The organism is Hyunsoonleella flava, assembly GCF_004310325.1.
GTDB classification, from domain to species: Bacteria; Bacteroidota; Bacteroidia; order Flavobacteriales; family Flavobacteriaceae; genus Jejuia; species Jejuia flava.
Genome location: NZ_SIRT01000006.1, coordinates 13,906 through 36,595 on the forward strand (window position 1 = coordinate 13,906; position 22,690 = coordinate 36,595).

Below are 22,690 nucleotides of genomic sequence, written 5' to 3' on the forward strand. Positions count from 1 at the left end.
TGAAAGTTCTGCTAATCCTCAACCAAAACCCAATCACCTTTGGCAATTAAAGGTTCGGCTTGTTTGTATTTCAGTGTTTTGTTTTCACCGTTTAATACATGTTTTATCGTAACACGATCATTACGCCCAATTTTTGGTCTGTCGCGAACAATGGTTTCCACTACTTGTTGTTGCTGGCGTTGGGTGTTTCCTGCAGCTCTACTTTGTGCAGAACGCTCATCTAAATTGGGGATTTCCTCTTTTGAAGTTTCTACCTTTTCACGTTTTCTTGCTCTGGCTTCTTGAATAGTATCCTGGGTTTCCTGAGGCAATTCACCTTTAAATAAGAAGGAGATGACATCTTTATTTACATCATCAATCATGGCCTTAAACAATTCAAACGCTTCAAACTTATAAATGAGTAATGGATCTTTTTGCTCGTGAACTGCTAACTGAACGGATTGCTTTAATTCATCCATTTTGCGCAAATGTGTTTTCCATGCATCGTCAATAATGGCGAGTGCGATGTTCTTTTCAAAATCAGTGATTAACTGTTTACCGTTGGTTTCATACGCTTTTTGTAAATCAGTCACTACATTTAAACTCTTAACGCCATCCGTAAATGGTACCACAATGCGTTTAAATTTATCACCTTGATTTTCATGTACATTTTTTATCACAGGGAATGCAATTTCAGCATTGCGCTCCATTTTCTCTCTGTAACTTTCAAATGCAGCTTTATAAATTTTTGAAGTGATGTCTTGTGCAGATAATTTTCCAAATTCTTCCTCGGTTATCGGAGAACTCATGGAGAAGTAACGAATCAATTCAAATTCAAAGTTTTTGAAATCGTTTGCACCTTTATTAGTTTCAGCAATGCCTTCAGAAGTATCAAAAATCATATTTGCTAAATCTACACGAAGGCGTTCTCCGTTCAGGGCATTGTAGCGACGTTTGTAAACAACCTCTCGTTGTGCGTTCATCACATCATCATACTCTAATAAACGCTTACGCACACCAAAGTTGTTTTCCTCAACTTTTTTCTGAGCACGTTCTATGGACTTTGAAATCATGGAATGTTGAATCACTTCACCTTCCTTTAACCCCATACGGTCCATCATTTTGGCGATACGCTCACTACCAAATAAGCGCATCAAATTATCTTCAAGAGATACATAAAATTGAGAACTTCCTGGATCTCCTTGACGTCCAGCACGACCACGCAACTGTCTATCTACACGACGCGAATCATGACGCTCGGTACCTACAATGGCTAAACCTCCAGCTGCTTTTACTTCATCACTTAATTTAATATCTGTACCACGACCCGCCATATTGGTTGCAATGGTAACCTGACCAGATTTACCGGCTTGATCTACAATTTCAGCTTCTTTTTTATGTTGTTTTGCGTTCAGGATATTATGCGGAATCTTTCGAATACTCAACATTTTTCCTAATAATTCCGAAATCTCAACCGAAGTAGTACCTATTAATACCGGGCGACCAGCTTGTGATAATTTGGTGACTTCATCAATAACAGCATTGTATTTTTCACGCTTGGTTTTATATACTAAATCCTCTCTATCATCACGTGCGATTGGACGGTTGGTTGGAATTTCAACCACATCCAATTTATAGATTTCCCAGAATTCACCTGCTTCAGTAACCGCTGTACCCGTCATACCAGATAGTTTGCGGTACATTCTAAAGTAGTTCTGTAAGGTAACGGTAGCAAAGGTTTGTGTAGCATCTTCAATTTTCACATTTTCCTTGGCTTCAATTGCTTGATGTAATCCATCAGAGTAGCGACGACCGTCCATGATACGTCCCGTTTGCTCATCAACAATCATTACCTTATTATCCATCACCACATATTGGGTATCTTTTTCGAATAGGGCATAAGCTTTTAACAACTGATTGAGGGTGTGTATGCGTTCTGATTTCACACCAAATTCCTTAAATAGCTCCTCTTTAAGTTCAGCCTCTTTTTCTTTTTCCAGATTTTGTTCCTCAATTTTAGCGATTTCAATACCTATTTCAGGCATTACGAAGAAATTAGGGTCGTCCTTTCCAGAAATATATTCAATACCCTTATCCGTCAGCTCAATCTGATTGTTCTTTTCTTCAATAACATAGTATAATTCCGCATCTACCTTAGGCATTTCACGGTTATTATCCTGCATGTAGAAGTTTTCGGTTTTCTGCAATAATTGTTTTACACCTTCTTCTGATAAAAACTTAATTAACGCCTTGTTTTTAGGCATACCACGATATACTCGTAACAATTGGAAACCACCCTCTTTAGCATCACCTTCCTTAATTAGTTTTTTTGCTTCTGCTAAAACTCCAGTTAGATATTTGCGCTGTACGGCAACAATATCATCAACTTTAGGCTTTAATTCGTTAAATTCGTGACGATCGCCTTTCGGGATTGGTCCAGAAATAATCAATGGTGTACGAGCATCATCTACCAAAACAGAATCCACCTCATCCACGATGGCATAGTGGTGCGGACGTTGTACCAAATCGTCTGGCGAGTGCGACATGTTATCACGCAGATAATCAAAACCAAATTCATTATTAGTTCCGTAGGTGATATCGGCGTTATATGCTTTTCTTCGTGCATCAGAATTTGGTTGATGGTAGTCAATACAATCTACACTCATGCCATGGAACTCAAAAATAGGAGCCATCCACGCGCTATCACGTTTTGCAAGGTAATCGTTAACTGTTACCAAATGCACACCTTTCTCGGCAAGCGCATTTAAATATACAGGTAGGGTTGCCACAAGTGTTTTACCCTCACCTGTTTGCATCTCTGCAATTTTACCTTGGTGCAAGGCAATACCACCAATCAATTGTACATCGTAATGCACCATATCCCAAGTAATGGGTTTTCCGGCAGCATCCCACGAGTTTGCCCATATAGCATCATCACCATCAAGGGTTACATACGTTTTTTCGCCAGATAAGGTTCTGTCAAACTCATTGGCTTTTACTGTAATTTCGGTATTATTTACAAAACGTTTAGCGGTTTCTTTAACTACGGCAAAAGCCTCAGGCAAAATAGCATTCAAAACACCTTCGGTTACCTCGTAAGCATTATCTTTAAGTTTATCAATTTGCTCATAAATATCCTCACGAATATCAATATCTTCTGTGTTTTCCGCCTCTTCGGTAAGCTTAGAGATTTCAGCATCAATATCAGCTGTTGCCTCTGCAATTTTGGCTTTAAATTCTGTAGTTTTTCCTCTCAATTCATCGTGAGACAGGGCTTCAAGGGCACTTTCAAACGTTTTAATTTGATCAACAATTGGCGAAATCGCCTTCACGTCTTGTTTCGATTTGTCTCCAACAAATACTTTTAAGACCGAATCTAAAAATCCCATACTGTAAGTTTTTATATTTTAACTAGGAAAACCCTAGGTTTTATCATTTCTATATGCGCTTTTAAAAGCGACTTTCAAAGATACATTTTGTTCTACTTTTTTCTGCTGTGTAGGACAAAAAAAAAGCCTCAAATCGAGACTTTTTTATCTGTGCTGCATGCTTTATTTCTAATATTCATCTTCATTCCAAAGATAATCCTCATCCGTTGGATAATCAGACCAAATTTCCTCAATAGAATCATAAGAGTCTCCTTCATCTTCTATCGACTGTAAGTTTTCAACAACTTCCAAAGGCGCTCCGGTTCTAATTGCGTAATCTATCAATTCGTCCTTTGTTGCTGGCCATGGTGCATCACTTAAATACGATGCTAATTCTAAAGTCCAATACATTTCTTAATGTTTAATTTTTTGCAAAAATAATTTTTTAGTTTAAACACACAAGAAAAAAGTGAAATATTTAATCATTAATTAAAAGAACGTATCTCTTAGTACATAAAACAGTAGAAATTATTCTTGCTACGTTAATAATAGCGCAACATAACAGCTTTTTTAATAATTTTTTGGGCGTTACCCACAAGGGGTCGGGCTTTCCGTTAAAAGTTTTGGCTCGATGCGCGCCTCGCCAAAAGCTACCACTACAATCCCTAACGCGAAGACAATTACGTCTATTAGCTGTAAATTTCGGATTTAAAAAGACTTTATGTCTTCTCAGGAATCCATTTAATTTCATTTGCTTGTAAGTCAGATGACAATTTCCGTGCCAACACAAAAAGGTAGTCAGAAAGGCGGTTTAGGTAAGTTAGCGCATTGGCCTCAAAAGGCTCGAGTTCGTATAACGCAGAAGCTAATCGTTCTGCACGCCTACAAACACAACGTGCTATATGACAGAATGACACCGTTTGATGGCCACCGGGCAATACAAAATGCGTCATAGGTGGTAAGGCATCATTCATAGTATCCATTTCCTGCTCTAGAAGTTCAATATCTGCAGCTTTTATTTTTTCAATGTTTAAACGTTCTTTTCCATTTTTCAGAATAGCTTTTTCTGGGTCAGTTGCTAAAATTGCTCCAACAGTAAAAAGTTTATCCTGTATAATCATTATCAATTCTTGGTAATGCTTATCAATATCCTGATCGCGAATTAACCCTAAATGAGAGTTTAGTTCATCTACAGTACCGTAGCTATCAATTCTAATATGATGTTTTGGCACACGCGTGCCACCAAAGAGCGCTGTTGTACCTTTATCTCCTGTTTTTGTGTAAATTTTCATTTTTCTTTTCTAATTCTTTTTTTAAAACCTTTTTAAACTTCTTATTGTTTAGTATCACAAACAAAAGTCCTATTATAATTGCTATAACGGTCCAGTTTAAATGCATTATTCAAATTTAAGATAAATCTAATTAAAGGACTAATTGCAAAAGTATTTTGGAACTGGAGTAAATCATTGCTTGGTATTATATTTTTCCATGCAATTTTTTAAACATATCATCTTTATGCCTTATTTCTTTCCTCTCGCTCTTTCTGTTTGGAATCATCTTGATGATAAGAAAAACCCACAATGAAGGAAATATCATTTAAATTTATTCTTGTTCTTCCTTTTACTAAAACCATCCTTAAAGGAGCGTCTTTTTTTGGTTGGGTTGCCAACAAAAAGTGCTATTACAATAAAGCCAATAATTAACAACAGTAACATAAGTAAAGGTTTATTTAAAGTTAAGAATTTAAGAATGTTTTTACAGGAAAAAAAATTACATTTGTTACTACAGCTATTAACAACCAATCTAACATGAAGAAAACTCTACTCTTTATAATTATTGTTTTATTGAGCCTTCCAACATATACCCAGTCATATGTAGGTTTCCTTACGGATAACTATAGTGGTGTAAATGCCACCATATTAAACCCTGCAAGCATTACAAACTCTCCATATAAATTAGATATAAACCTTACTGGAATCAGTGCTTTTGGAAGTAATGATTATTTTGGGGTTAATTTGTTCGATACGTTTAAGGACGGCTATAGTTTTGATTTGGAGTCTACCAAATCCCCTTCAAGTGATAATAGAGCTTTAGGAAATATGGATGTTTTGGGGCCTTCATTTATGTTTAATCTAAATGCAAAAAGCACGATAGCGTTTTTTACCAGAGGTAGAGTTTTTGTTAATGTTAACGAAATTGATGGGGCAACAATGCTATCCATTGATGACGATACAACTAAGGATTATAATATTAACGAAGAAAGTTTTAATGGTGTAGCTCATGCCTGGGTAGAGTTTGGTGTATCTTACGCGAGAACTATTTTAAGCAATAACCGTAATCGATTAGATGGTGGATTTTCTGTAAAATATCTAAAAGGTTTAGGCAATGCCTATGCATACGGAAAGGATGTAATCTTTACCTATGATGCTGACGGAACTGATCTTGGAGGTGGAGAAACAACAGGAAGTATCTCTTCTTCTGGAACTTTAAATTTAGCGCGTTTTGATGAATTTGATAGTGATGATTATGACTATAAATCTCCAGATAATTCAAGTGGATTTGGATTTGATATTGGACTGACATACCAATGGAACCCGAATAGTTTTAGCGATGACGAGGTAAACGATTACAAGCTAAAGATAGGTGTGAGTGTGACTGATATAGGTTTTATTAATTATAAAAATGGAATTAGGGAAATATATAGTATCAATAATACTAATGTAAGTGAGGAGGACTACCGGAACTCTGAAAGCATTAATGATTTCCTGAATAGCTTTTATAATAGACTTGAAGGCGATACTGGTTATAAAATTGATCTCCCAACCGCTGTACACGTAAATTTAGACTGGAATTTGAACTCTAAACTTTTTTTGAATTTAAATACTGATATTTCAGTGATGTCAAAAAGTAGAGTTACTGCAAATCGTATTGCTAGCACAGTGTCGTTAACCCCTAGATATGAAAGCAAATGGTTTAGCTTTTACCTGCCGCTAAGTGTTGTAGAGCGTAATGGTTTTAGAATGGGTGCTGGATTTAGAGCAGGTCCGTTGTATGCCGGTTCTGGGTCTATTATTTCAGCTTTTGCAAGTGATAATAACCAACAAGCGGATGTTTACGCTGGCTTGAAAGTTCCAATTTATAAAAACACACCTAAGGACAGAGACGAAGATGGCATTGTGGATAAAAAAGATGAATGTCCAGAAGAATTCGGACCAGAGGAAAATAATGGTTGTCCTTGGGGAGATAAGGACGAAGACGGTATTTTGGATAATGAGGACGCGTGCCCTGAAGAAGCTGGTGAAGTAGAAAATAATGGATGCCCTTGGAAGGATTCAGATGGTGACGGTGTTTTAGATAAAGACGATGAATGTATGTTTGAGGCTGGCACTATTCCAAATAAAGGTTGTCCTGAGGAGGAAGTTACTGTAGAGGTTCAAAAAACACTGAATGCTTTTGCAAGAACTATTTTGTTTGATTCTGGAACAGCTCAAATTAAAGATGAATCTAACGCAGTACTTTTAGAAATTGTTGAGATTCTTAAGCAATATCCAAGTTCTGGCTTTACTATTGAAGGACATACAGATAGTACTGGTGGAGATGATTTGAATAGGGAATTGTCAGAATTAAGAGCAAATTCAGTGAAAAACTTTTTAGTGAAGAATGGTATAGACCCAAACAGGCTACTAACGGTTGGTTATGGAGAAAGTAAACCAATTATGAGTAATAAAACACGCTACGGAAGATCCAGAAATAGACGGGTTGAGATAAACTTGATAGACTAATTAGGGTTTATACTCTAATTTTAAAATGTTCTTTGGCTTGTTCTCTTCTAAAAAACACAATGCCCCAGTAAAAGGTGTCGACTGTTACGGTTACTTTTTGATGTTGCTTAATGGTTTTCCATGCTTCCGTCATGTCATTGGTCCAATAGATGTCATCGAAAATAAAAACAGAGTTGTTGTGGGCTTTGGGAAGTAAACTTTCAAAATATTCCAATGTTGCTTGCTTGGTATGGTTACCATCAAAGAATATTAAGTCATACTGTTTTGATTCTAGTTGCTTTATGGTATCGCCAATATTCCCGGTAATAATATTGATATTATCTAACCGTAAAACTCTAAAATGCTTTTTAGTGTAGTCTGATAATTTGGGACAACCTTCAATAGTATCAATTTTTGCTTTGGGATTACCGTGGCTCATAGCTTGAGTAGCAAAACCAAGAGAGGTGCCAAGCTCTAAAATGTATTTTGGTTTAAAATAATTTACCATTCTGAAAAGTAGTTTTGCTCTATGTATTGTGGTGCCAGCATTTTTTGCTATTTCTGAAATTTTTCTTTCTGAGGATGTAACTTTTTTGCTTCCAGCTCCAAAATCAGTAACATTGATTTTTAATTTCACATTTCGAATTCGCTTAATAAAATCTTTTATGTTTCGATATTCTCGATATTTAGTTTTGTCATAAAAACATTTTGTAACCAAATTATAAACAAAAGGTGAGTGCACACCGTGTTGGTTGGTGGACTTAAAAAGGAATATTATGTATTGTTTGATTTGGTACAGCATTATGGGGAACTAGATAAGAGACGTAATTAAGGCTAATAACATAATCATTACAAACCAAAAAATATACCCATATTTCTTTATTTTTCTAGCTTGATAGAACTTTTTCTCAAAACCATGTTTTTTGAAACGTTCCATTTCAGATTCTGAAAAATGATGATCTCTCCCTTTAGAAAGGGACAGAAAAAGGAAAGTAAGCCATTCTTCCGCGGTAAGAGGCATTTCTTTTCTCAACTCTTGAAAAACTTTATACTGTTTGTAGTCAACCTCACTCTTTTTCATTTCCTCTTCACCTAGTTTTCTTGATTGAAGTTCTACTTCGGCTTTTTTAGCAAGCTCATTGTTCTTCGAGTTTCTTATGGTATCTAGAAGTTCAACATTTGTATATCGATATATTTTCTTGTCAATCATAAATACTTCAGTCTTCCAACTTAGCCGATAATTCAAACCAGCGCTCTTCCTTAGACTCTATCATTTCAATAATATGTTGTAATTCTTCAGAAAGTGTATTTATTTCCTCTTGAGTTAAATCAGGATTATTAAACTTATTTTCTAACTCTTTTTTGTCAAAAGCTAAAGCGTTCAGTTTACTCTCAATATTTCTCAGTTCCTTTTCCTCGTTAAACGACAGTTTTGAAGCTTCGTTTTTTTTCCAAGACTGTTTTTCTTTTTTATCTTCTGTTGTTTTCGCAATTACAGGTTGGCTATCTTCGTAAGTTCTGTAATCACTATAATTCCCAGGGAAATCGTCAATAACACCTTCGCCTTTGAATACAAACAGATGGTCTACAATTTTATCCATAAAATAACGGTCGTGTGATACCACGATAATGCATCCGGGAAAATCTAATAGGAAACTTTCCAAAACGTTTAAAGTCACAATATCCAAATCGTTGGTAGGTTCATCTAAAATCAAAAAATTTGGATTTTGAATTAAGACTGTACATAAATATAGGCGTTTGCGTTCGCTGCCACTTAGCTTTTCAACAAAATCATATTGCTTTTTTCTGCTGAAAAGAAATCGCTCCAATAATTGTTGAGCACTAATCTGGCGTCCCTTTTTTAAAGGGATATAATCTCCAAACTCCCTTATAACATCAATTACTTTTTGTTCTGGCTTTATAGTAATACCACTTTGGGTGTAGTAACCAAACTTTACAGTTTCCCCTTTTACTACCTTTCCAGCATCTGGTTTGTCCACTTGTGTTAAAATATTCAGGAATGTAGTTTTTCCTGTGCCGTTTTTCCCAATAATTCCAATACGCTCGCCTTTTTTAAAAGTATAATCGAAACTATTTAAAATCACCTTTTCTTTAAAAGCCTTGGAAACTTTATGGAATTCTAGAATTTTACTTCCTAGTCGCTCCATGTTAAGCTCCAATTGTATTTGATGCTCTTTTCGTCTCTGGTGGGCTATATGTTTTATTTCAAAAAAATCATCAATTCTTGACTTTGATTTTGTGGTTCTTGCTTTTGGTTGACGCCGCATCCATTCCAGTTCTTTCTTAAAAAGTTGTTTGGTTTTACCTGCTTCGGCCTCTTCTCGTTCTTTACGTTCTTGCTTTTTTTCTAGGTAATAAGAGTAGTTGCCTTTATAACTGTAAAGTATACCATTATCTAACTCAATAATTTCATTGCAAACACGCTCTAAAAAATAACGATCGTGCGTTACCATGAAAAGTGTAATGTTTTCCTTGGCGAAAAATTCTTCCAGCCACTCTATCATTTCTAAGTCTAAATGGTTGGTGGGTTCATCTAAAACCAATAAATCCGGTTTATTGATAAGTGCATCAGCGAGTGCCAATCTTTTTTTCTGACCTCCAGATAGCGTGCTCACCTTTTGCTCTAAGTTTTCAAGCTTTAATTTGAAAAGTATTTGCTTATAAAGTGTCTCAAAATCCCATGCTTGGTGGCGTTCCATGGCATCAAACGCTGCTTGATAATTCTCTGTGTTTTCTGGGTTTAAAAGTGATTTTTCATAATTTGAAATTACTTTTAAAATAGGATTTTCACTTGCTAGAATAGTGTCCTCAACTGTTAGCGATTTATCAAACTTTGGATCTTGCGATAAAAAGGAAACCTTAATGTCTTTCCTGTAAATAATATTGCCAGAGTCTGCTACATCTTCACCAGATAGAATGTTTAAAATAGAGGTTTTTCCGGTGCCATTTTTGGCTATGAATGCTATTTTTTGATCTTTATGGACACTAAATGAAATATTTTCAAAAAGTGTGAGTTCTCCATAAGACTTAGATATGTTTTCAACAGTTAAATAATTCAACGCGTATATTTTTTGAAAAATTGGATAAAAAACCAAAAAATCCGATTAAAGTTTTATTATTCACGATGAAAGGTTATATTTGTCGTATCTCAAACCCCATGGAATGAAGCAATTTGTTTGGTTTTATCTGCTAATTTTTGGCCTCTTTTTTAATTCATGTATTACCAATAAAGACCTTGTTTATTTGCAGGATAAAGGTACAACTGTTGATAATTCTGCGCAAATACAAAGTATGGCCACCCCATATAGGGTTCAAGTTAATGATATTCTTAGCATTAGCATTAAATCTACAGATAGTGAGCTTAAGAAATTGGTTGAGATTTTTCAACCTACAGAGCAAGCAAATGGATTTATAAATGCACAAAGCTTATATTTTAGCGGTTTTACGGTAGATTTACATGGTAATATAGAGTTTCCGATATTGGACAAAATCAATGTTCTTGGTTTTACTACGGATGAGATCGAGGGGAAGGTAAAACGGGCGCTTTTAGATAAATATTTAAAAGACGTATCTAAAATATTTATTACTGTAAAATTAGCAGGTTTAAGATATACCGTTACAGGTGAAGTTAATGGAGGAGGAGTGCTTACTTTGTTTCAAGACCGAGTAAATATCATAGAAGCACTCGCAAATGCAGGAGATATACGTGATACTGGAGATAGAACTGATGTTATGGTAATTAGACAATATCCTGACGGTCAAAAAATCCATCATATAGATTTAACCGATAAGGCTGCGATGAATTCACCATATTATTATATTAAGCCAAATGATATGATATTGGTAAAACCTCTTAAAAGAAAGGCTCTTGGAGCGGGACAAACGGCTTCACAAACTTTCACGACTATAGCTAGTGTATTCTCTGTTTTACTCTCAGCATATCTTTTAACGCAGAACTAATACAAGCTATGAACGACGAATTTGATATAATAGACTCTGGTCCAGCATTCGACATTAAGGCGTTCCTTTTTAAAGCACTTAGTTATTGGAAATTATTCGTCATTTGTGTTGGTATAGGTGTTTTTATAGTATATCAGCAAAACATACGCAAACAACAATCTTACAGACTGAGCACTAAAATTTCTTTAGAGGAGGATAAAAACCCTCTTTTTTCTTCAAACACTAGCCTTACATTTAATTATGGTGGAATTTCAGGAAAAGTGCAGACTATTATAAATACACTGCAGTCTAGAAGCCTTCATGAGCAGATAGTTGAAAATTTACAGTTTTATGTAACTTACCTGAAAGAATCGCGTTTTCGTAAAGATGATATATACAAGGATGCTTCCTTCAGATTTGAGATAGATACTGCGGCATATCAAGTTTTGAATTCACCAATTAAAATAAGCTTTAAAGATAGTAAGCAATTTGATTTAGAGTTTGATTTTGAATCCAATACTATTACGACACAAAAATATTCTAACCAATCGCTTAAAACGCAAGATGTTTCTTTGGGAGTTTCTACAACAACCCATAGCATAGGCGAATTTATAAATCTGCCCTATTTTAAAGGGCAAGTTACGTTGGCTGAAGATAGAACTGTAAAATCTGGCGATGTTTATTTTATTAAGCTTTTAAGTTTTGATGCTGTTGTGGCAACATATCGTGGAAAGTTAGCAATCGGTAATCCACGGAATTCTTCAATTATTAACTTGAGCATGGTAGACAATAATACCAAGAAGATTGAAGATTATTTAAATGAGACAGTTAGGGTATTGACAAAAGAGCAATTGGAAAGAAAGAACCAATTTGTTACCAATACCATTAACTTCATTGATAGTCAGTTGAGTAGAGTGAAAGATTCATTGGTAGGCAATTCAAATGCCCTGAATAGTTACCGTTCTAAAATGGGTATTTATAATTTGGATCAAGAAAGCGAATTAATTACACAGAAACTATCAGATTTAGAATTGCAGCGTGATGATATCAATCGTAAAAAAGCGTATTATACCAGTTTAAAATCATACTTAGAAACCAGTAAATCGTTTACTGAACTACCTGCACCATCTGTAGCAGGAATAGATGATGCTAACATATTGAGCAATATCTCAAAAATTAATGCATTGTCAGTTCAAAAGGCAAAATATGAAGCTACGGTTAAACCTGGAGCCTCAATTTTTGATGAGTTGAATTTACAGATAGATGGCTTAAAACAAGTGCTATTAGAAAATATTAAATCCTCAACCGCTGGACTCGATAGGGAACTAGGGGTTGTTAATGGAAAAATATCAAGGGAGAAAGCACAATTTAGCAGGTTACCAAAGGATCAACAGAATTTGTTGGATATCCAACGACAATATCTATTAAATGAGAAAACTTACAATTTATTCTTATCGAAAAGAGGTGAAGCTGATATCATAAAAGCAGCTACGGTATCCGATATTATATGGATAGATTCTGCAAAAAATACAGGGGCACAACCTATCGATTTAAAATTAAGTTCAAGATATATTTTTGCTGTTTTAGGTGGATTATTGCCTCCATTTTTGCTTGCACTTTTAGTTACTTTCTTTGATACTAGAATTCATAATCCGCAAAATCTAGATAGTCTCACAAATATTCCGATACTGGGGATTATAGGAAAAAATAATCTTGACAATAATTTAGTGGTTCATAGAAAGCCAAAATCTGCAGTTTCAGAAGCGTTTAGGGCAATAAGATCCAGTTTGCAATATATGTATAAACAGCATGATGTTGATAGCACCAAAACAGTTATGGTGACCTCATCGGTAAGTGGCGAGGGTAAAACATTTTGCTCTATAAATATTGCCACAGTATTTGCTTTAAGCGGAAAAAAAACAATACTAGTCGGTCTCGATTTAAGGAAACCTAAGATTTTTGGCGATTTTGATATTGAAAATGACATTGGTGCAGTAAATTATTTAATTGGTCAGAAAACATTGGATGAGGTTACTCAAAAAACAAAAGTTGAAAATCTTGATGTAATTACATCTGGTCCCATTCCACCAAACCCCTCGGAGCTTTTGATTAATGAGAGGATGGACGTGTTAATGCAAAACTTAAAAGATAAATACGATTATATTGTATTGGATACGCCTCCTGTTGGTTTAGTTGCTGATGCTATTGAATTGATTCAATATGCCGACGCGTCGTTGTATGTTGTTAGGCAAGATTACACCAAGAAAGAAATGCTTAATCTTATTAACGACAAGCATAAAAAAGGAGAAATTAAAAATTTAAGCTTGCTATATAACGGTTTCAATAAAAAAGGGCGATACGGCTATGGGTATGGCTACGGTTACGGCTATGGGTATGGGTATGGGAATTACACCAATGGTTATCATGAAGATGAAAAAAAATCATCTTTTTTCAATAAAGTTGTTGCGTTCCTTAATCCTTTTAAATAAAGTCACTCCAATTAAAAAGGTGTAAATCTTGAAAAACGAAAATTCAAATTCAGAGTGGTTATATACTATTTCTCCCAAGGGGAAGTTTGTTGATTTTAATTTTAAGGAGATTTGGCGCTACAGGGATTTATTGTTTTTGTTCGTTAAAAGAGACGTTATAACATTATACAAGCAAACCGTCTTAGGTCCGCTTTGGTACTTAATTCAACCTTTAATTACATCTGTAATTTTTACGATAATTTTTAACGGTATTGCTAATATTGATGTTGGTTCTAATGTGCATCCATTTTTATTCAATTTGGCAGGTGTAACTATATGGAATTATTTTGCTGAATGCTTAAAGGGCACAAGTGATTCTTTTAAAAAGAATCAAAATATATTCAGCAAAGTTTATTTTCCAAGGGTAATTATGCCAATAACGGTCGTTATTTCTGGCTTATTAAAATTCGTCATTCAGTTTTTAATATTTATTTGCTTTTACCTGTTTTTTGCGTTTCGGGATAAAGCAGGAACTATTGATTTTAGTGCTCTTGTACTGTTTCCATTTCTTGTGCTGTTGATGGGATTGTTAGGTTTGGGTTTAGGAATGATAATTTCATCCATGACAACAAAATACAGAGATCTTACATTTTTAGTAAGCTTTGGTATTCAGTTGTTGATGTATATATCTGCAGTAATGTACCCCATTCAGGATGCAGTTGAAAAAATTGAAAATAATTTTCCAAAATCAGCCTCTTACATCAATCCATTAATTGAAAACAATCCTTTAGCACATATAGTTGAAACGTTTCGCTTTATATTTTTTTCCCAAGGAGAGTTTTCAACTCAGGGCATTTTAATAACTTTAGTTGTTACCATGGGTATTACATTATTTGGGTTGGTTATATTTAACAAAACAGAGCGAAGTTTTATTGATACCGTATAAATATTATGGCTGATATTATTTTAAAAGTTGAAAATATATCAAAGCAGTACCGACTAGGATTAGTTGGTACAGGCACTATTAGTCATGATTTAAATAGATGGTGGTATAGAATAAGAGGAAAAGAAGATCCTTATTTAAAAGTAGGTGAGAGCAACGACAGAAGCACTAAAGGAAATTCTGAATACGTATGGGCATTACAGGATATAAATTTTGAAGTTGAACGTGGAGAGGTTCTGGGCATTATCGGCAAAAATGGGGCAGGAAAATCTACATTGCTTAAAATACTTTCAAAAGTTACAAGTCCTACCACTGGAGAGATAAAAACTAAAGGTCGTATAGCCTCATTACTTGAGGTAGGTACAGGGTTTCATGGCGAAATGACAGGCAGAGAGAATATCTTTTTAAATGGTGCTATTTTAGGTATGACAAAAAAGGAAATTGCTTCTAAAATTGATGAAATTATAGAATTTTCTGGATGTCAAAGATATATTGATACACCTGTAAAACGATATAGTTCTGGTATGACGGTAAGATTAGCCTTTGCTGTGGCAGCTTTTCTAGAACCTGAGATTTTAGTAATTGATGAGGTTTTGGCAGTTGGAGATGCTGAGTTTCAAACCAAAGCCATTGGCAAGATGCAGGATATTAGTAAAGGCGAAGGAAGAACAGTTTTGTTTGTGAGTCATAATATGGCATCCGTAAAGAAACTTTGTACTCGTGGTATTTTACTGGAGCATGGAAAAATAAAATTCTCTGGAGAAATAGATGAGGTGTTGAGTATATACCAAAAAGCGCAAACGTCAACTAAAGATTATTATGTCAAAGAAAGTTCGAAAGAGCTTTTTCTGGAGATGGTGAAAATAAAAAACGAAACTACTGCCTTTTACAGTAAAGAAGATATTCCTTTTGAATTGAAAATTCAAAGTAAAACATCGGATATAAGAAATAGATTTCTTCTAATTCGGGTTTTAAATAAACTAGACCAAGTTGTTTTAACTTGTGAAGCTCCGTTGAAAGAGAAAAATATTTACGAATTTAAGATTCCATCAGGTACGCTTGTGAAAGGAAATTATAAGCTAAATTGTATTATCTATCAACCAGCCGTGAGTCAGTATGACAATGTACAGGAATGCTGCGAGTTTCAAGTTTTAGATAATATTAAAGAATATGCACATCTGGAGAAGTTTGATATTGGTAATATGTATGTTCCAAAAAACTGGATACAATGATGTTGAAACGACTTTTAAAAAAACTTTTAAAACCATTCGTTAATAAAAACGAAAAAGGAACCCCTTCTGTTTTTACAAAAGATATCTTAAAAAACAGTAAGTTTCATATTGGAGAATATACTTACGGCAAGCCTTCCGTACTTTTTGAGAATGATGATGTAAATTTAACTATAGGGAAATTTTGTTCCATAGCTCAAAATGTAACCATATTTTTAGGAGGCAATCATAGAACAGATTGGGTAACAACATATCCGTTTAGCGTTTTAAATTCTGATTTTCCAAAAGGAAAAAATATCTCTGGTCATCCGGCTACTAATGGAGATGTTATTATTGGTAATGATGTATGGATTGGTAGAAATGCCACTATAATGTCTGGAGTTAAAATAGGAAATGGTGCCGTAATTGGTGCAGGAGCAGTTGTTACTAAAAATGTAGGAGATTATGAGGTATGGGCAGGAAATCCATCAGTTTTCATCAAGAAAAGATTTGATGACCGGACTATTGAATACTTGCTAAATTTAGAATGGTGGCATTGGGATATTGCAAAAATAAATGAGAACCTACATCTATTATGTTCAACAAATATAGAAGTTTTAAAAAATAGCTAGGTGAGTAATTTAAATACATCATATATAGGTTTAAGGGATGATCTTGTAAAGTATATTGAAGGTTCTCATCTCAAAATATTAGATGTAGGATGCGCTACTGGAACTAACGGAAAATATCTTTTAGATCAAAAAATTGCAGCAATGGTAGTTGGTGTGGAGTATAACGACCTTATGGCAAAAGATGCATCAAAGTACTATGATGAGGTGTTTGTAGGAGACCTAAATTCAGATGAATTTGTAGAACGTATAACCAAGCAGAAGGTGAAATTTGATTATATTCTATTTGGTGATGTTTTAGAGCATTTAATCAACCCTTTAGATGTTCTTAAAAAATTAAAGACTCTGCTCAATTCTGACGGGAAGGTTATTATTTCGGTACCTAATATTGCTCATTTAGAGCTTTTTATTCAGGTGTTTGTAAAAGGCACATGGCCAAAAAATAAGCGCGGTATTTTTGATAGTACGCACTTAAGATGGTTTACAAAGTACGATATTCACCAGTTAGTTAAAGATGCGAATTTGAATGTAATCCAATATGAGCCCAAGTTAAGGGCTAGAGATGCCATTGGCTCGAAATTTGGATTCTGGACGAAGATTTTAAGGTGGGTAAAGAAGGATTGGGTCACCTTTCAACATATTTTAGTCTGCGGTCATGTTAAATAAAGTTGCAGTAATTATCGTTACTTACAATGGCATGCAGTGGATACCAAAAACATTAGCTTGCATTCCTGAGAAATACCATATCATTGTAGTAGACAACAATTCTTCTGATGATACGGTGAGCTATATTCAGCAGCATTATAAAACCATTTCTCTTTTTCCACAGCAAAAAAATTTAGGATTTGGTGGAGGAAATAACCTAGGAATAAAATACGCTATTAAAAAAGGGGCAGATTATGTTTTTCTTTTGAATCAAGATGCCTATTTGAATTCGAATACCATAGATAGTCTTGTAAAAATGCATAAATCAAATGCAAACTATGGTATTTTAAGCCCGATACATTTAAATGGTATTGGAAATGAGTTAGACTGGAATTTTTCAACATACCTTGAAGATAAACATGTAAACGAGATTAATATAGCAGGATTCAACACTGAAGAAAAGCATAAAAATAGTGTTTATGAAGTACCGTTCGTTAACGCTGCTGCATGGTTATTGCCCCTTGAAACTTTAAATACAGTTGGAGGATTTGATCCTATATTTTTCCATTATGGCGAGGATAATAACTATTGCCAAAGAGTGTTGTATCATAATTTAAAGATTGGCGTTGTGGCAAGTACATTTGTAAGACACGATAGAATAAACCAAGAGCTTAATCCTAAGATTGCTCTGGAAGATGCTTTAAAAAAGCGCGAAAAGCAGCTCAAGGTAAATTGGGCAGATATAACTGAAAACAAGCTTTTTGAAGTATCTCAACGGAAAAAAAATCTTTTTAAAAAGTTTATGATTTCGTTAATAAAATTCAATTTTAAGAACGCGAAGCATAAGTGGGCAGAGATTAAACTGATTAATAGAATAGTGCCGCAAATTAAATTAAGTAGACAGAAAAACGTTGTTAAAGGAAGACTCTATATCGATGAATAATCCTTTGGTATCCATCATCATACCTGTGTTCAATAAGAGTGATTTGGTTATCGAAACCTTTAAAAGTATAGTTAATCAAAGCTATGCCAATTGGGAGTGCATTGTGGTTGATGATGGTTCATCGAAATATGATTTCAATCAGATATCTGAATATACTCAATTAGACCAAAGGTTTTCATTACATAAAAGACCATCAGATACACAAAAAGGAGCAAATGCCTGCAGAAACTTTGGCTTGTCTATTTCAAAAGGAAGATATATTCAGTTTTTTGATAGCGACGATTTAATGCTGCAAGATTGCCTGATAGGAAGAGTTCGTGCTATTCAAGAATTAAGCCTTGACTTGGTGATTTTTTCTATGGGTATACATAAAAACGATGGGTTTGTGAACGACGATACACCTGATGTTATTGTTGATGACTGGGAAGCGGCATTAAGCGCATTTATTGGTAAGGATAGATTACCTTGGAATTTACAGCGCACACTTTATAAATCTTCCTTATTAAAGGGTGAAATAAGTTTTAATGAAGCTTTATCAAGATTTCAAGACGTAGAATTTAATATTAGGCTCCTAAGTCGTTTAAAACCAAAGTTTAAAATTTTCACTGAAGTAGATTGTGTATATAGAAGGGCTAGCGCAAGTAATCCAAGGACACCAGATTTTAATCAAAATGTATTTAATTCTATTCCTGTTTTTTTAGATTCAATTTATTCTGAAATGCCTAAAGGCGTTTTGAATGAGAATGTATTAAACCTTCAAATGTGGTTATTTAATTTGATAGCGTTATATGCAGATAAATCAATAAAAACAAGTCAGTTAGATGATTTGATTCGTGTTTCTGAAAATAAATTGGAATTAAACTCTAAACAGAAACAAATACTAAGGTTGCTTTTTATCAGTAAAACAAAATTAAAAGGAATTAAAGGTGTGGTAAGACTAAATTCTTATCTTAGAAAAAAGTATATAAAGTTGCAAATAAGATGATATTTAATGCGTTTTTAGGCGTGAGAATACAATGAAAAAAATTATTAGGATAATAAGAGAGCAGATTAAACTACAGCGAAAATCTTATTTACAATTAAAGGAATTGGAGTGGGCGCATATTTACCACGATAGTATAAGAGGCAAAAAAGCTTTAGAAAATTTGCCATTAAATATTGGAAGATGGGCAGGCAATTATGCATTTTTTTATGTGCTACACAGAATACTTTCAGATTTTAAACCAAAGAGTATATTAGAGTTTGGTTTAGGTGAATCAACAAAGTTTATCTCAACATTTATTGATGATACTATGATAGAATGTGATCATTGTATAATTGAACATAATGAAGAATGGAAAGCTCTTTTTAATGAGAAATTTAGTTTATCAAATCAATCTGAAATCAAAGTTTTAGAGTTAGTAGAGAAATCATATAAAGGTTTTAACTACAAGAGTTATAACACTATTGAAAATCAGATAAACAAAACATTCGATTTATATATTGTGGACGGACCATTAGGAAGTCCAAGATACTCTAGATTTGATATTGTGAGTTTAGCTAAACGGTTTAAACAGGATGATCAATTTATTATCATGTTTGATGACTATGAGCGGCATTCTGAAAAAGAGACAGCACATGAGTTAATTGACGTATTGGAGAAAAACAATATTTCTATAAAAACTAAAGAATTTATTGGTAATAAAAGTGTACTCGTGATAGCTACTAGCAAGTATAAGTATGTAACTTCAGTATAAATTGAAAACTCAATTAATTTCAGTTATAATACCCATTTACAATAGGGAATCTATAGTAAAACCTACTTTAGAGGCTATTTTGAATCAGACATATAAAGATTGGGAATGTGTAATTGTGGACGACGGTAGCACTGATGAAACAGAAAAAATTATTTTAGACTATTGCTCAAAAGATAAGAGAATACAATTTTTTAAAAGACCAAAGCATCTTAAAAAAGGTGCAAACAGTTGCCGAAACTATGGATTTACAGTAGCCAAAGGCGAATACATTAACTGGTTTGATAGCGATGATATTATGAAGCCTGAATTTATTGAAACAAAGGTAAGGTCGTTTAATCCAGAATATGATGCCGTAGTACACCGAAACAATTATGCAAATTACCAACTCACAGCCTTTAGGGATAGTAAGTTTGAATATGAAAACCAGAAAAGTATGTTCTATAACTACGCCATGGAATTGATAGAACTGCAGACCTGCTGTTTCATGTGGAGGCGAAGTTTCCTTAAAGGGAAAATGCTATTTGATGAAAATATAATGCGCTATCAAGATAATGAGTTTCACATACGAATGTTAGCTTTAAAGCCAAAGTTAAAAATTATAGATACAGTGCTGGCGACAATTAGAAGTGGAGATGGACATGAAAGTCAAATTAGTGCAAAGATTAATATAACCAAGAAAAAGCTGTATGATGTATTTTATTATCGTTACCAATGCTTGAAATTAGCAAAAGATCACATCTTGGATGCCGATGCTAATTTTAATAAAACCATTGCAAAAAAAGCGCTTTGGGCGTTTTATGCGGGTATCAAATTTGAAAAAAGTATGGTAAAAAGATTAAAAGATTACATTAAGCATTATTTAAAACTACAGTATGTATATGCAAGTCCGCAATTAAATCTAATAGATGCTTTAAAATCTCAATTATACATCCTTAAAATCATATTGTTTAGATAATGGTATCCATCATCCTCCCTATATATAATAGAGCGCATCTAATAGAGGAAACCCTAAATTCTATTAAGTCCCAGATTTTTAAGGATTGGGAATGCATTATTGTTGATGATGGCAGTACGGATACTACCGTTAAAAAAGTAAACTTGCTAATTCAGGATGATAATAGGTTTAAATTATTTGAAAGACCTAATAATATAGCAAAAGGCCCAAGTGCATGCCGAAATTTTGGCTTTACAAAAATTAAGGGTGACTACTTACAGTTTTTTGATAGCGACGATATTATGCATCCAGATCACCTTAATTTAAAAATCAAAGCTATTGAAAAAAATGATGTAGTGGTTTGCAAGTTAAGGGCGTTTTCAGGAGCTTTCAATAAAAGTATTTTTTCTGAAGATGATAAATCCTCCAACCTCGTTGAGCCTGAAAACCTGTTTGAAGCATTTGCTACAGGAGTATTTCCTATGATGATGGTAGCGCCACTTTGGAAAACCTCTAGTATACAATCGTATTTTCCAATACGAGATGATATGCATATTCTAGAAGATCATGAGTTGTATGCGCGGGCCTTATTTCAAAAAAAATCTTTGGCAATTATTAATAGGGAACTCATTTATTATAGGGTAGGAGAGCAATCATCAACCAATAGTTTTTATTCTAATGTCGATTATGGTTTAACGTCGTATTTTAAAGCTAAAAATACTGTTCTAAAACTATCGCAATCAAATCCTGTTAAATTATCTGTTTTAAAAATGACACTTGGGTTTTTTAGGCAAGCTCTTGCAGAGCGAAACTTCGTAGCAGCAAGTAAATGTTTAAGTTTTATCAAAGAAAAAAAACTATGCTATAATTTTGTTTTGAAATTAAAGTACTTTCGAATTCACTTTTTCTATATCATATTTAAAGTAATTCGCAAGGGCGATACTAAATTTAAACCTTTATTTAAGCTATAATGAAGATTTTAATGGTAGCCATTCCCAATCATCATTTTTTTCAATGGGTAAACCAGCTGAAAGACTCTGGTTTTGAGGTGTTTTGGATTGATGCAAATGACGATGGGGTAGTATCACACAGGATACCATGGGTAAAACAAGTTAAGGGATGGAGGCTTAATTGGGATTATCCATTACGATTGACTTTAAAAAAGAGAGTTCCTGGATTGTATAAATTTTTGCAAAAATTTAATGAAAAAAGTCTAGCGACTGCTATCGGTGAAAGTATTTCATCCGTTAATCCAGACATTGTACATTGCTTCGAAATGCAGCTCACGGGCTTTTCCATTCTACCAATTATGAAGGGAAATAATATACCTTTTATCTATTCCTCTTGGGGAAGCGATGTGTACTATTATAAGAAAAGAGGAACAACAGATAAGGAAGTAGAAGATTTTATGAAGCGGGTGGACGTATTAATTTCCGATTGCCATCGGGATGTAAAAGCACTTAAGGATTTAGGTTTTGACAAAACATCCTACGTCTTTCCTGGTAACGGTGGCATTACTGTGGATACCACAAAAATTAAAGCACAAAAAGATAGAATTATCATCCTTTTTAAAGGGTATCAGTATGATGCTGGTGAAGCTCTGCAAATTGTAAAAGCCATAGAATTACTGAATTTAGAGCTAATTAAGAATGTTGAGTTTCATGTATATAGTACAGATAAAGAACTAGAAAATTATATCAAAGCCTCTCACGTTTTTAATCAACTATCTTATGTTATCCATCCAAGGCATGAAAGACTTAAAAATGAAGAATTATTAATGCTTATGGGGAAAAGTATCATTCATTTAGGCAATAATCTTTCCGATGGTATGCCTAATGCACTTTTAGAAGCTATGGCTATGGGAGCATTTCCCATCCAATCTAATCCTGGAGGGGCTACTGCCGAAGTTATAGAGGACGGAGTTAATGGTTTCTTAATTGAAAACCCTTTGGATTTTAAAGCAATTTCGAAATTAATGGAAGATGCCTTAAGCGATTTGCAACTAAGACAAAAAGCACAAGATTATAATGTTAGATTTATTGAAAATAATTATAAACGTGCTACCTTACAGCCTAAAATAATTCAACTTTACAAAGACACGATAGTATAAGGCTTA

19 protein-coding genes are annotated in these 22,690 nt (G+C 34.0%); 13 read left to right on the top strand and 6 right to left on the bottom strand.

The window, feature by feature from the left end; translation table 11 throughout:
• Window positions 1–11 precede the first annotated feature (11 nt).
• The 3 genes from secA to EYD45_RS08670 form a co-directional block, all read right to left on the bottom strand.
• On the bottom strand, window positions 12–3,368 hold the full coding sequence (gene secA / locus EYD45_RS08660; RefSeq protein ID WP_130964147.1) for a preprotein translocase subunit SecA: 3,357 nt from the start codon (window positions 3,366–3,368) through the stop codon (window positions 12–14).
• A 168-nt stretch (window positions 3,369–3,536) separates the two neighbouring features.
• Window positions 3,537–3,758, bottom strand: coding sequence for a DUF2795 domain-containing protein (locus EYD45_RS08665; RefSeq protein WP_019387375.1), 222 nt, complete (start codon window positions 3,756–3,758; stop codon window positions 3,537–3,539).
• A gap of 308 nt (window positions 3,759–4,066) precedes the next feature.
• Window positions 4,067–4,639: a cob(I)yrinic acid a,c-diamide adenosyltransferase gene (locus tag EYD45_RS08670; RefSeq protein WP_130964148.1), complete on the bottom strand. Its 573-nt coding sequence runs from the start codon at window positions 4,637–4,639 to the stop codon at window positions 4,067–4,069.
• Between the two features lie 516 nt (window positions 4,640–5,155).
• Between EYD45_RS08670 and EYD45_RS08675 the strand changes: the two genes are divergently transcribed.
• Window positions 5,156–7,129: a DUF5723 family protein gene (locus tag EYD45_RS08675; protein WP_130964149.1), complete on the top strand. Its 1,974-nt coding sequence runs from the start codon at window positions 5,156–5,158 to the stop codon at window positions 7,127–7,129.
• A gap of 7 nt (window positions 7,130–7,136) precedes the next feature.
• Here the strand turns inward: EYD45_RS08675 and EYD45_RS08680 are convergent, their stop codons facing one another.
• The 3 genes from EYD45_RS08680 to EYD45_RS08690 all read right to left on the bottom strand — a co-directional run bounded on the left by EYD45_RS08680 (window position 7,137) and on the right by EYD45_RS08690 (window position 10,188).
• On the bottom strand, window positions 7,137–7,745 hold the full coding sequence (locus EYD45_RS08680) for an O-methyltransferase (RefSeq protein ID WP_317127934.1): 609 nt from the start codon (window positions 7,743–7,745) through the stop codon (window positions 7,137–7,139).
• A gap of 174 nt (window positions 7,746–7,919) precedes the next feature.
• Window positions 7,920–8,318 carry a hypothetical protein gene (locus tag EYD45_RS08685; RefSeq protein WP_130964151.1) on the bottom strand — a complete coding sequence of 133 codons (399 nt, stop codon included), beginning with the start codon at window positions 8,316–8,318 and terminating at the stop codon, window positions 7,920–7,922.
• A gap of 7 nt (window positions 8,319–8,325) precedes the next feature.
• Window positions 8,326–10,188, bottom strand: coding sequence for an ABC-F family ATP-binding cassette domain-containing protein (locus tag EYD45_RS08690; RefSeq protein ID WP_130964152.1), 1,863 nt, complete (start codon window positions 10,186–10,188; stop codon window positions 8,326–8,328).
• Window positions 10,189–10,291: 103 nt separating this feature from the next.
• On the opposite strand from EYD45_RS08690, the gene EYD45_RS08695 reads away from it, so the two are divergent.
• From EYD45_RS08695 to EYD45_RS08750, 12 genes are read left to right on the top strand one after another with little or no spacing between them, the layout of a single operon-like run.
• Complete coding sequence (locus EYD45_RS08695; protein WP_130964153.1) at window positions 10,292–11,089, top strand: polysaccharide biosynthesis/export family protein; 798 nt, start codon at window positions 10,292–10,294, stop codon at window positions 11,087–11,089.
• Between the two features lie 8 nt (window positions 11,090–11,097).
• Window positions 11,098–13,557, top strand: coding sequence for an exopolysaccharide transport family protein (locus tag EYD45_RS08700; RefSeq protein ID WP_130964154.1), 2,460 nt, complete (start codon window positions 11,098–11,100; stop codon window positions 13,555–13,557).
• Between the two features lie 28 nt (window positions 13,558–13,585).
• A complete protein-coding gene (locus tag EYD45_RS08705) occupies window positions 13,586–14,482 on the top strand; it encodes an ABC transporter permease (RefSeq protein WP_130964155.1) in 897 nt (298 codons plus the stop codon).
• Between the two features lie 5 nt (window positions 14,483–14,487).
• The gene (locus tag EYD45_RS08710; protein ID WP_130964156.1) at window positions 14,488–15,711 is read left to right on the top strand and encodes an ABC transporter ATP-binding protein; all 1,224 of its coding nucleotides are present in this window, start codon (window positions 14,488–14,490) and stop codon (window positions 15,709–15,711) included.
• Window positions 15,708–16,319 (top strand): CatB-related O-acetyltransferase, encoded by a 612-nt coding sequence (locus tag EYD45_RS08715; protein WP_233702587.1) that lies wholly within the window; start codon window positions 15,708–15,710, stop codon window positions 16,317–16,319. Before EYD45_RS08710 ends, EYD45_RS08715 begins: the two co-directional genes overlap by 4 nt.
• Entirely contained in the window at window positions 16,320–16,982 is a 663-nt protein-coding gene (locus EYD45_RS08720) for a class I SAM-dependent methyltransferase (RefSeq protein WP_130964157.1), read from the top strand.
• Window positions 16,972–17,904: a glycosyltransferase family 2 protein gene (locus tag EYD45_RS08725; RefSeq protein WP_130964158.1), complete on the top strand. Its 933-nt coding sequence runs from the start codon at window positions 16,972–16,974 to the stop codon at window positions 17,902–17,904. Before EYD45_RS08720 ends, EYD45_RS08725 begins: the two co-directional genes overlap by 11 nt.
• On the top strand, window positions 17,897–18,889 hold the full coding sequence (locus EYD45_RS08730; RefSeq protein ID WP_130964159.1) for a glycosyltransferase family 2 protein: 993 nt from the start codon (window positions 17,897–17,899) through the stop codon (window positions 18,887–18,889). Before EYD45_RS08725 ends, EYD45_RS08730 begins: the two co-directional genes overlap by 8 nt.
• A gap of 31 nt (window positions 18,890–18,920) precedes the next feature.
• Complete coding sequence (locus tag EYD45_RS08735) at window positions 18,921–19,640, top strand: hypothetical protein (protein WP_165453910.1); 720 nt, start codon at window positions 18,921–18,923, stop codon at window positions 19,638–19,640.
• Between the two features lies 1 nt (window position 19,641).
• On the top strand, window positions 19,642–20,595 hold the full coding sequence (locus EYD45_RS08740) for a glycosyltransferase family 2 protein (protein ID WP_130964161.1): 954 nt from the start codon (window positions 19,642–19,644) through the stop codon (window positions 20,593–20,595).
• Window positions 20,595–21,545 carry a glycosyltransferase family 2 protein gene (locus tag EYD45_RS08745; RefSeq protein WP_130964162.1) on the top strand — a complete coding sequence of 317 codons (951 nt, stop codon included), beginning with the start codon at window positions 20,595–20,597 and terminating at the stop codon, window positions 21,543–21,545. Before EYD45_RS08740 ends, EYD45_RS08745 begins: the two co-directional genes overlap by 1 nt.
• Window positions 21,545–22,684 carry a glycosyltransferase family 4 protein gene (locus EYD45_RS08750; RefSeq protein WP_130964163.1) on the top strand — a complete coding sequence of 380 codons (1,140 nt, stop codon included), beginning with the start codon at window positions 21,545–21,547 and terminating at the stop codon, window positions 22,682–22,684. Before EYD45_RS08745 ends, EYD45_RS08750 begins: the two co-directional genes overlap by 1 nt.
• The last annotated feature ends 6 nt before the right edge of the window (window positions 22,685–22,690 follow it).

What these genes read in the sequence shown, in the direction of transcription:
- secA (WP_130964147.1), bottom strand. Translation starts at nt 3,368, where the DNA reads ATGGGATTTTTAGATTCGGTCTTAAAAGTATTTGTTGGAGACAAATCG.
- EYD45_RS08665 (WP_019387375.1), bottom strand. Translation starts at nt 3,758, where the DNA reads ATGTATTGGACTTTAGAATTAGCATCGTATTTAAGTGATGCACCATGG.
- EYD45_RS08670 (WP_130964148.1), bottom strand. Translation starts at nt 4,639, where the DNA reads ATGAAAATTTACACAAAAACAGGAGATAAAGGTACAACAGCGCTCTTT.
- EYD45_RS08675 (WP_130964149.1), top strand. Translation starts at nt 5,156, where the DNA reads ATGAAGAAAACTCTACTCTTTATAATTATTGTTTTATTGAGCCTTCCA.
- EYD45_RS08685 (WP_130964151.1), bottom strand. Translation starts at nt 8,318, where the DNA reads ATGATTGACAAGAAAATATATCGATATACAAATGTTGAACTTCTAGAT.
- EYD45_RS08695 (WP_130964153.1), top strand. Translation starts at nt 10,292, where the DNA reads ATGAAGCAATTTGTTTGGTTTTATCTGCTAATTTTTGGCCTCTTTTTT.
- EYD45_RS08700 (WP_130964154.1), top strand. Translation starts at nt 11,098, where the DNA reads ATGAACGACGAATTTGATATAATAGACTCTGGTCCAGCATTCGACATT.
- EYD45_RS08710 (WP_130964156.1), top strand. Translation starts at nt 14,488, where the DNA reads ATGGCTGATATTATTTTAAAAGTTGAAAATATATCAAAGCAGTACCGA.
- EYD45_RS08715 (WP_233702587.1), top strand. Translation starts at nt 15,708, where the DNA reads ATGATGTTGAAACGACTTTTAAAAAAACTTTTAAAACCATTCGTTAAT.
- EYD45_RS08725 (WP_130964158.1), top strand. Translation starts at nt 16,972, where the DNA reads ATGTTAAATAAAGTTGCAGTAATTATCGTTACTTACAATGGCATGCAG.
- EYD45_RS08730 (WP_130964159.1), top strand. Translation starts at nt 17,897, where the DNA reads ATGAATAATCCTTTGGTATCCATCATCATACCTGTGTTCAATAAGAGT.
- EYD45_RS08735 (WP_165453910.1), top strand. Translation starts at nt 18,921, where the DNA reads ATGAAAAAAATTATTAGGATAATAAGAGAGCAGATTAAACTACAGCGA.
- EYD45_RS08745 (WP_130964162.1), top strand. Translation starts at nt 20,595, where the DNA reads ATGGTATCCATCATCCTCCCTATATATAATAGAGCGCATCTAATAGAG.
- EYD45_RS08750 (WP_130964163.1), top strand. Translation starts at nt 21,545, where the DNA reads ATGAAGATTTTAATGGTAGCCATTCCCAATCATCATTTTTTTCAATGG.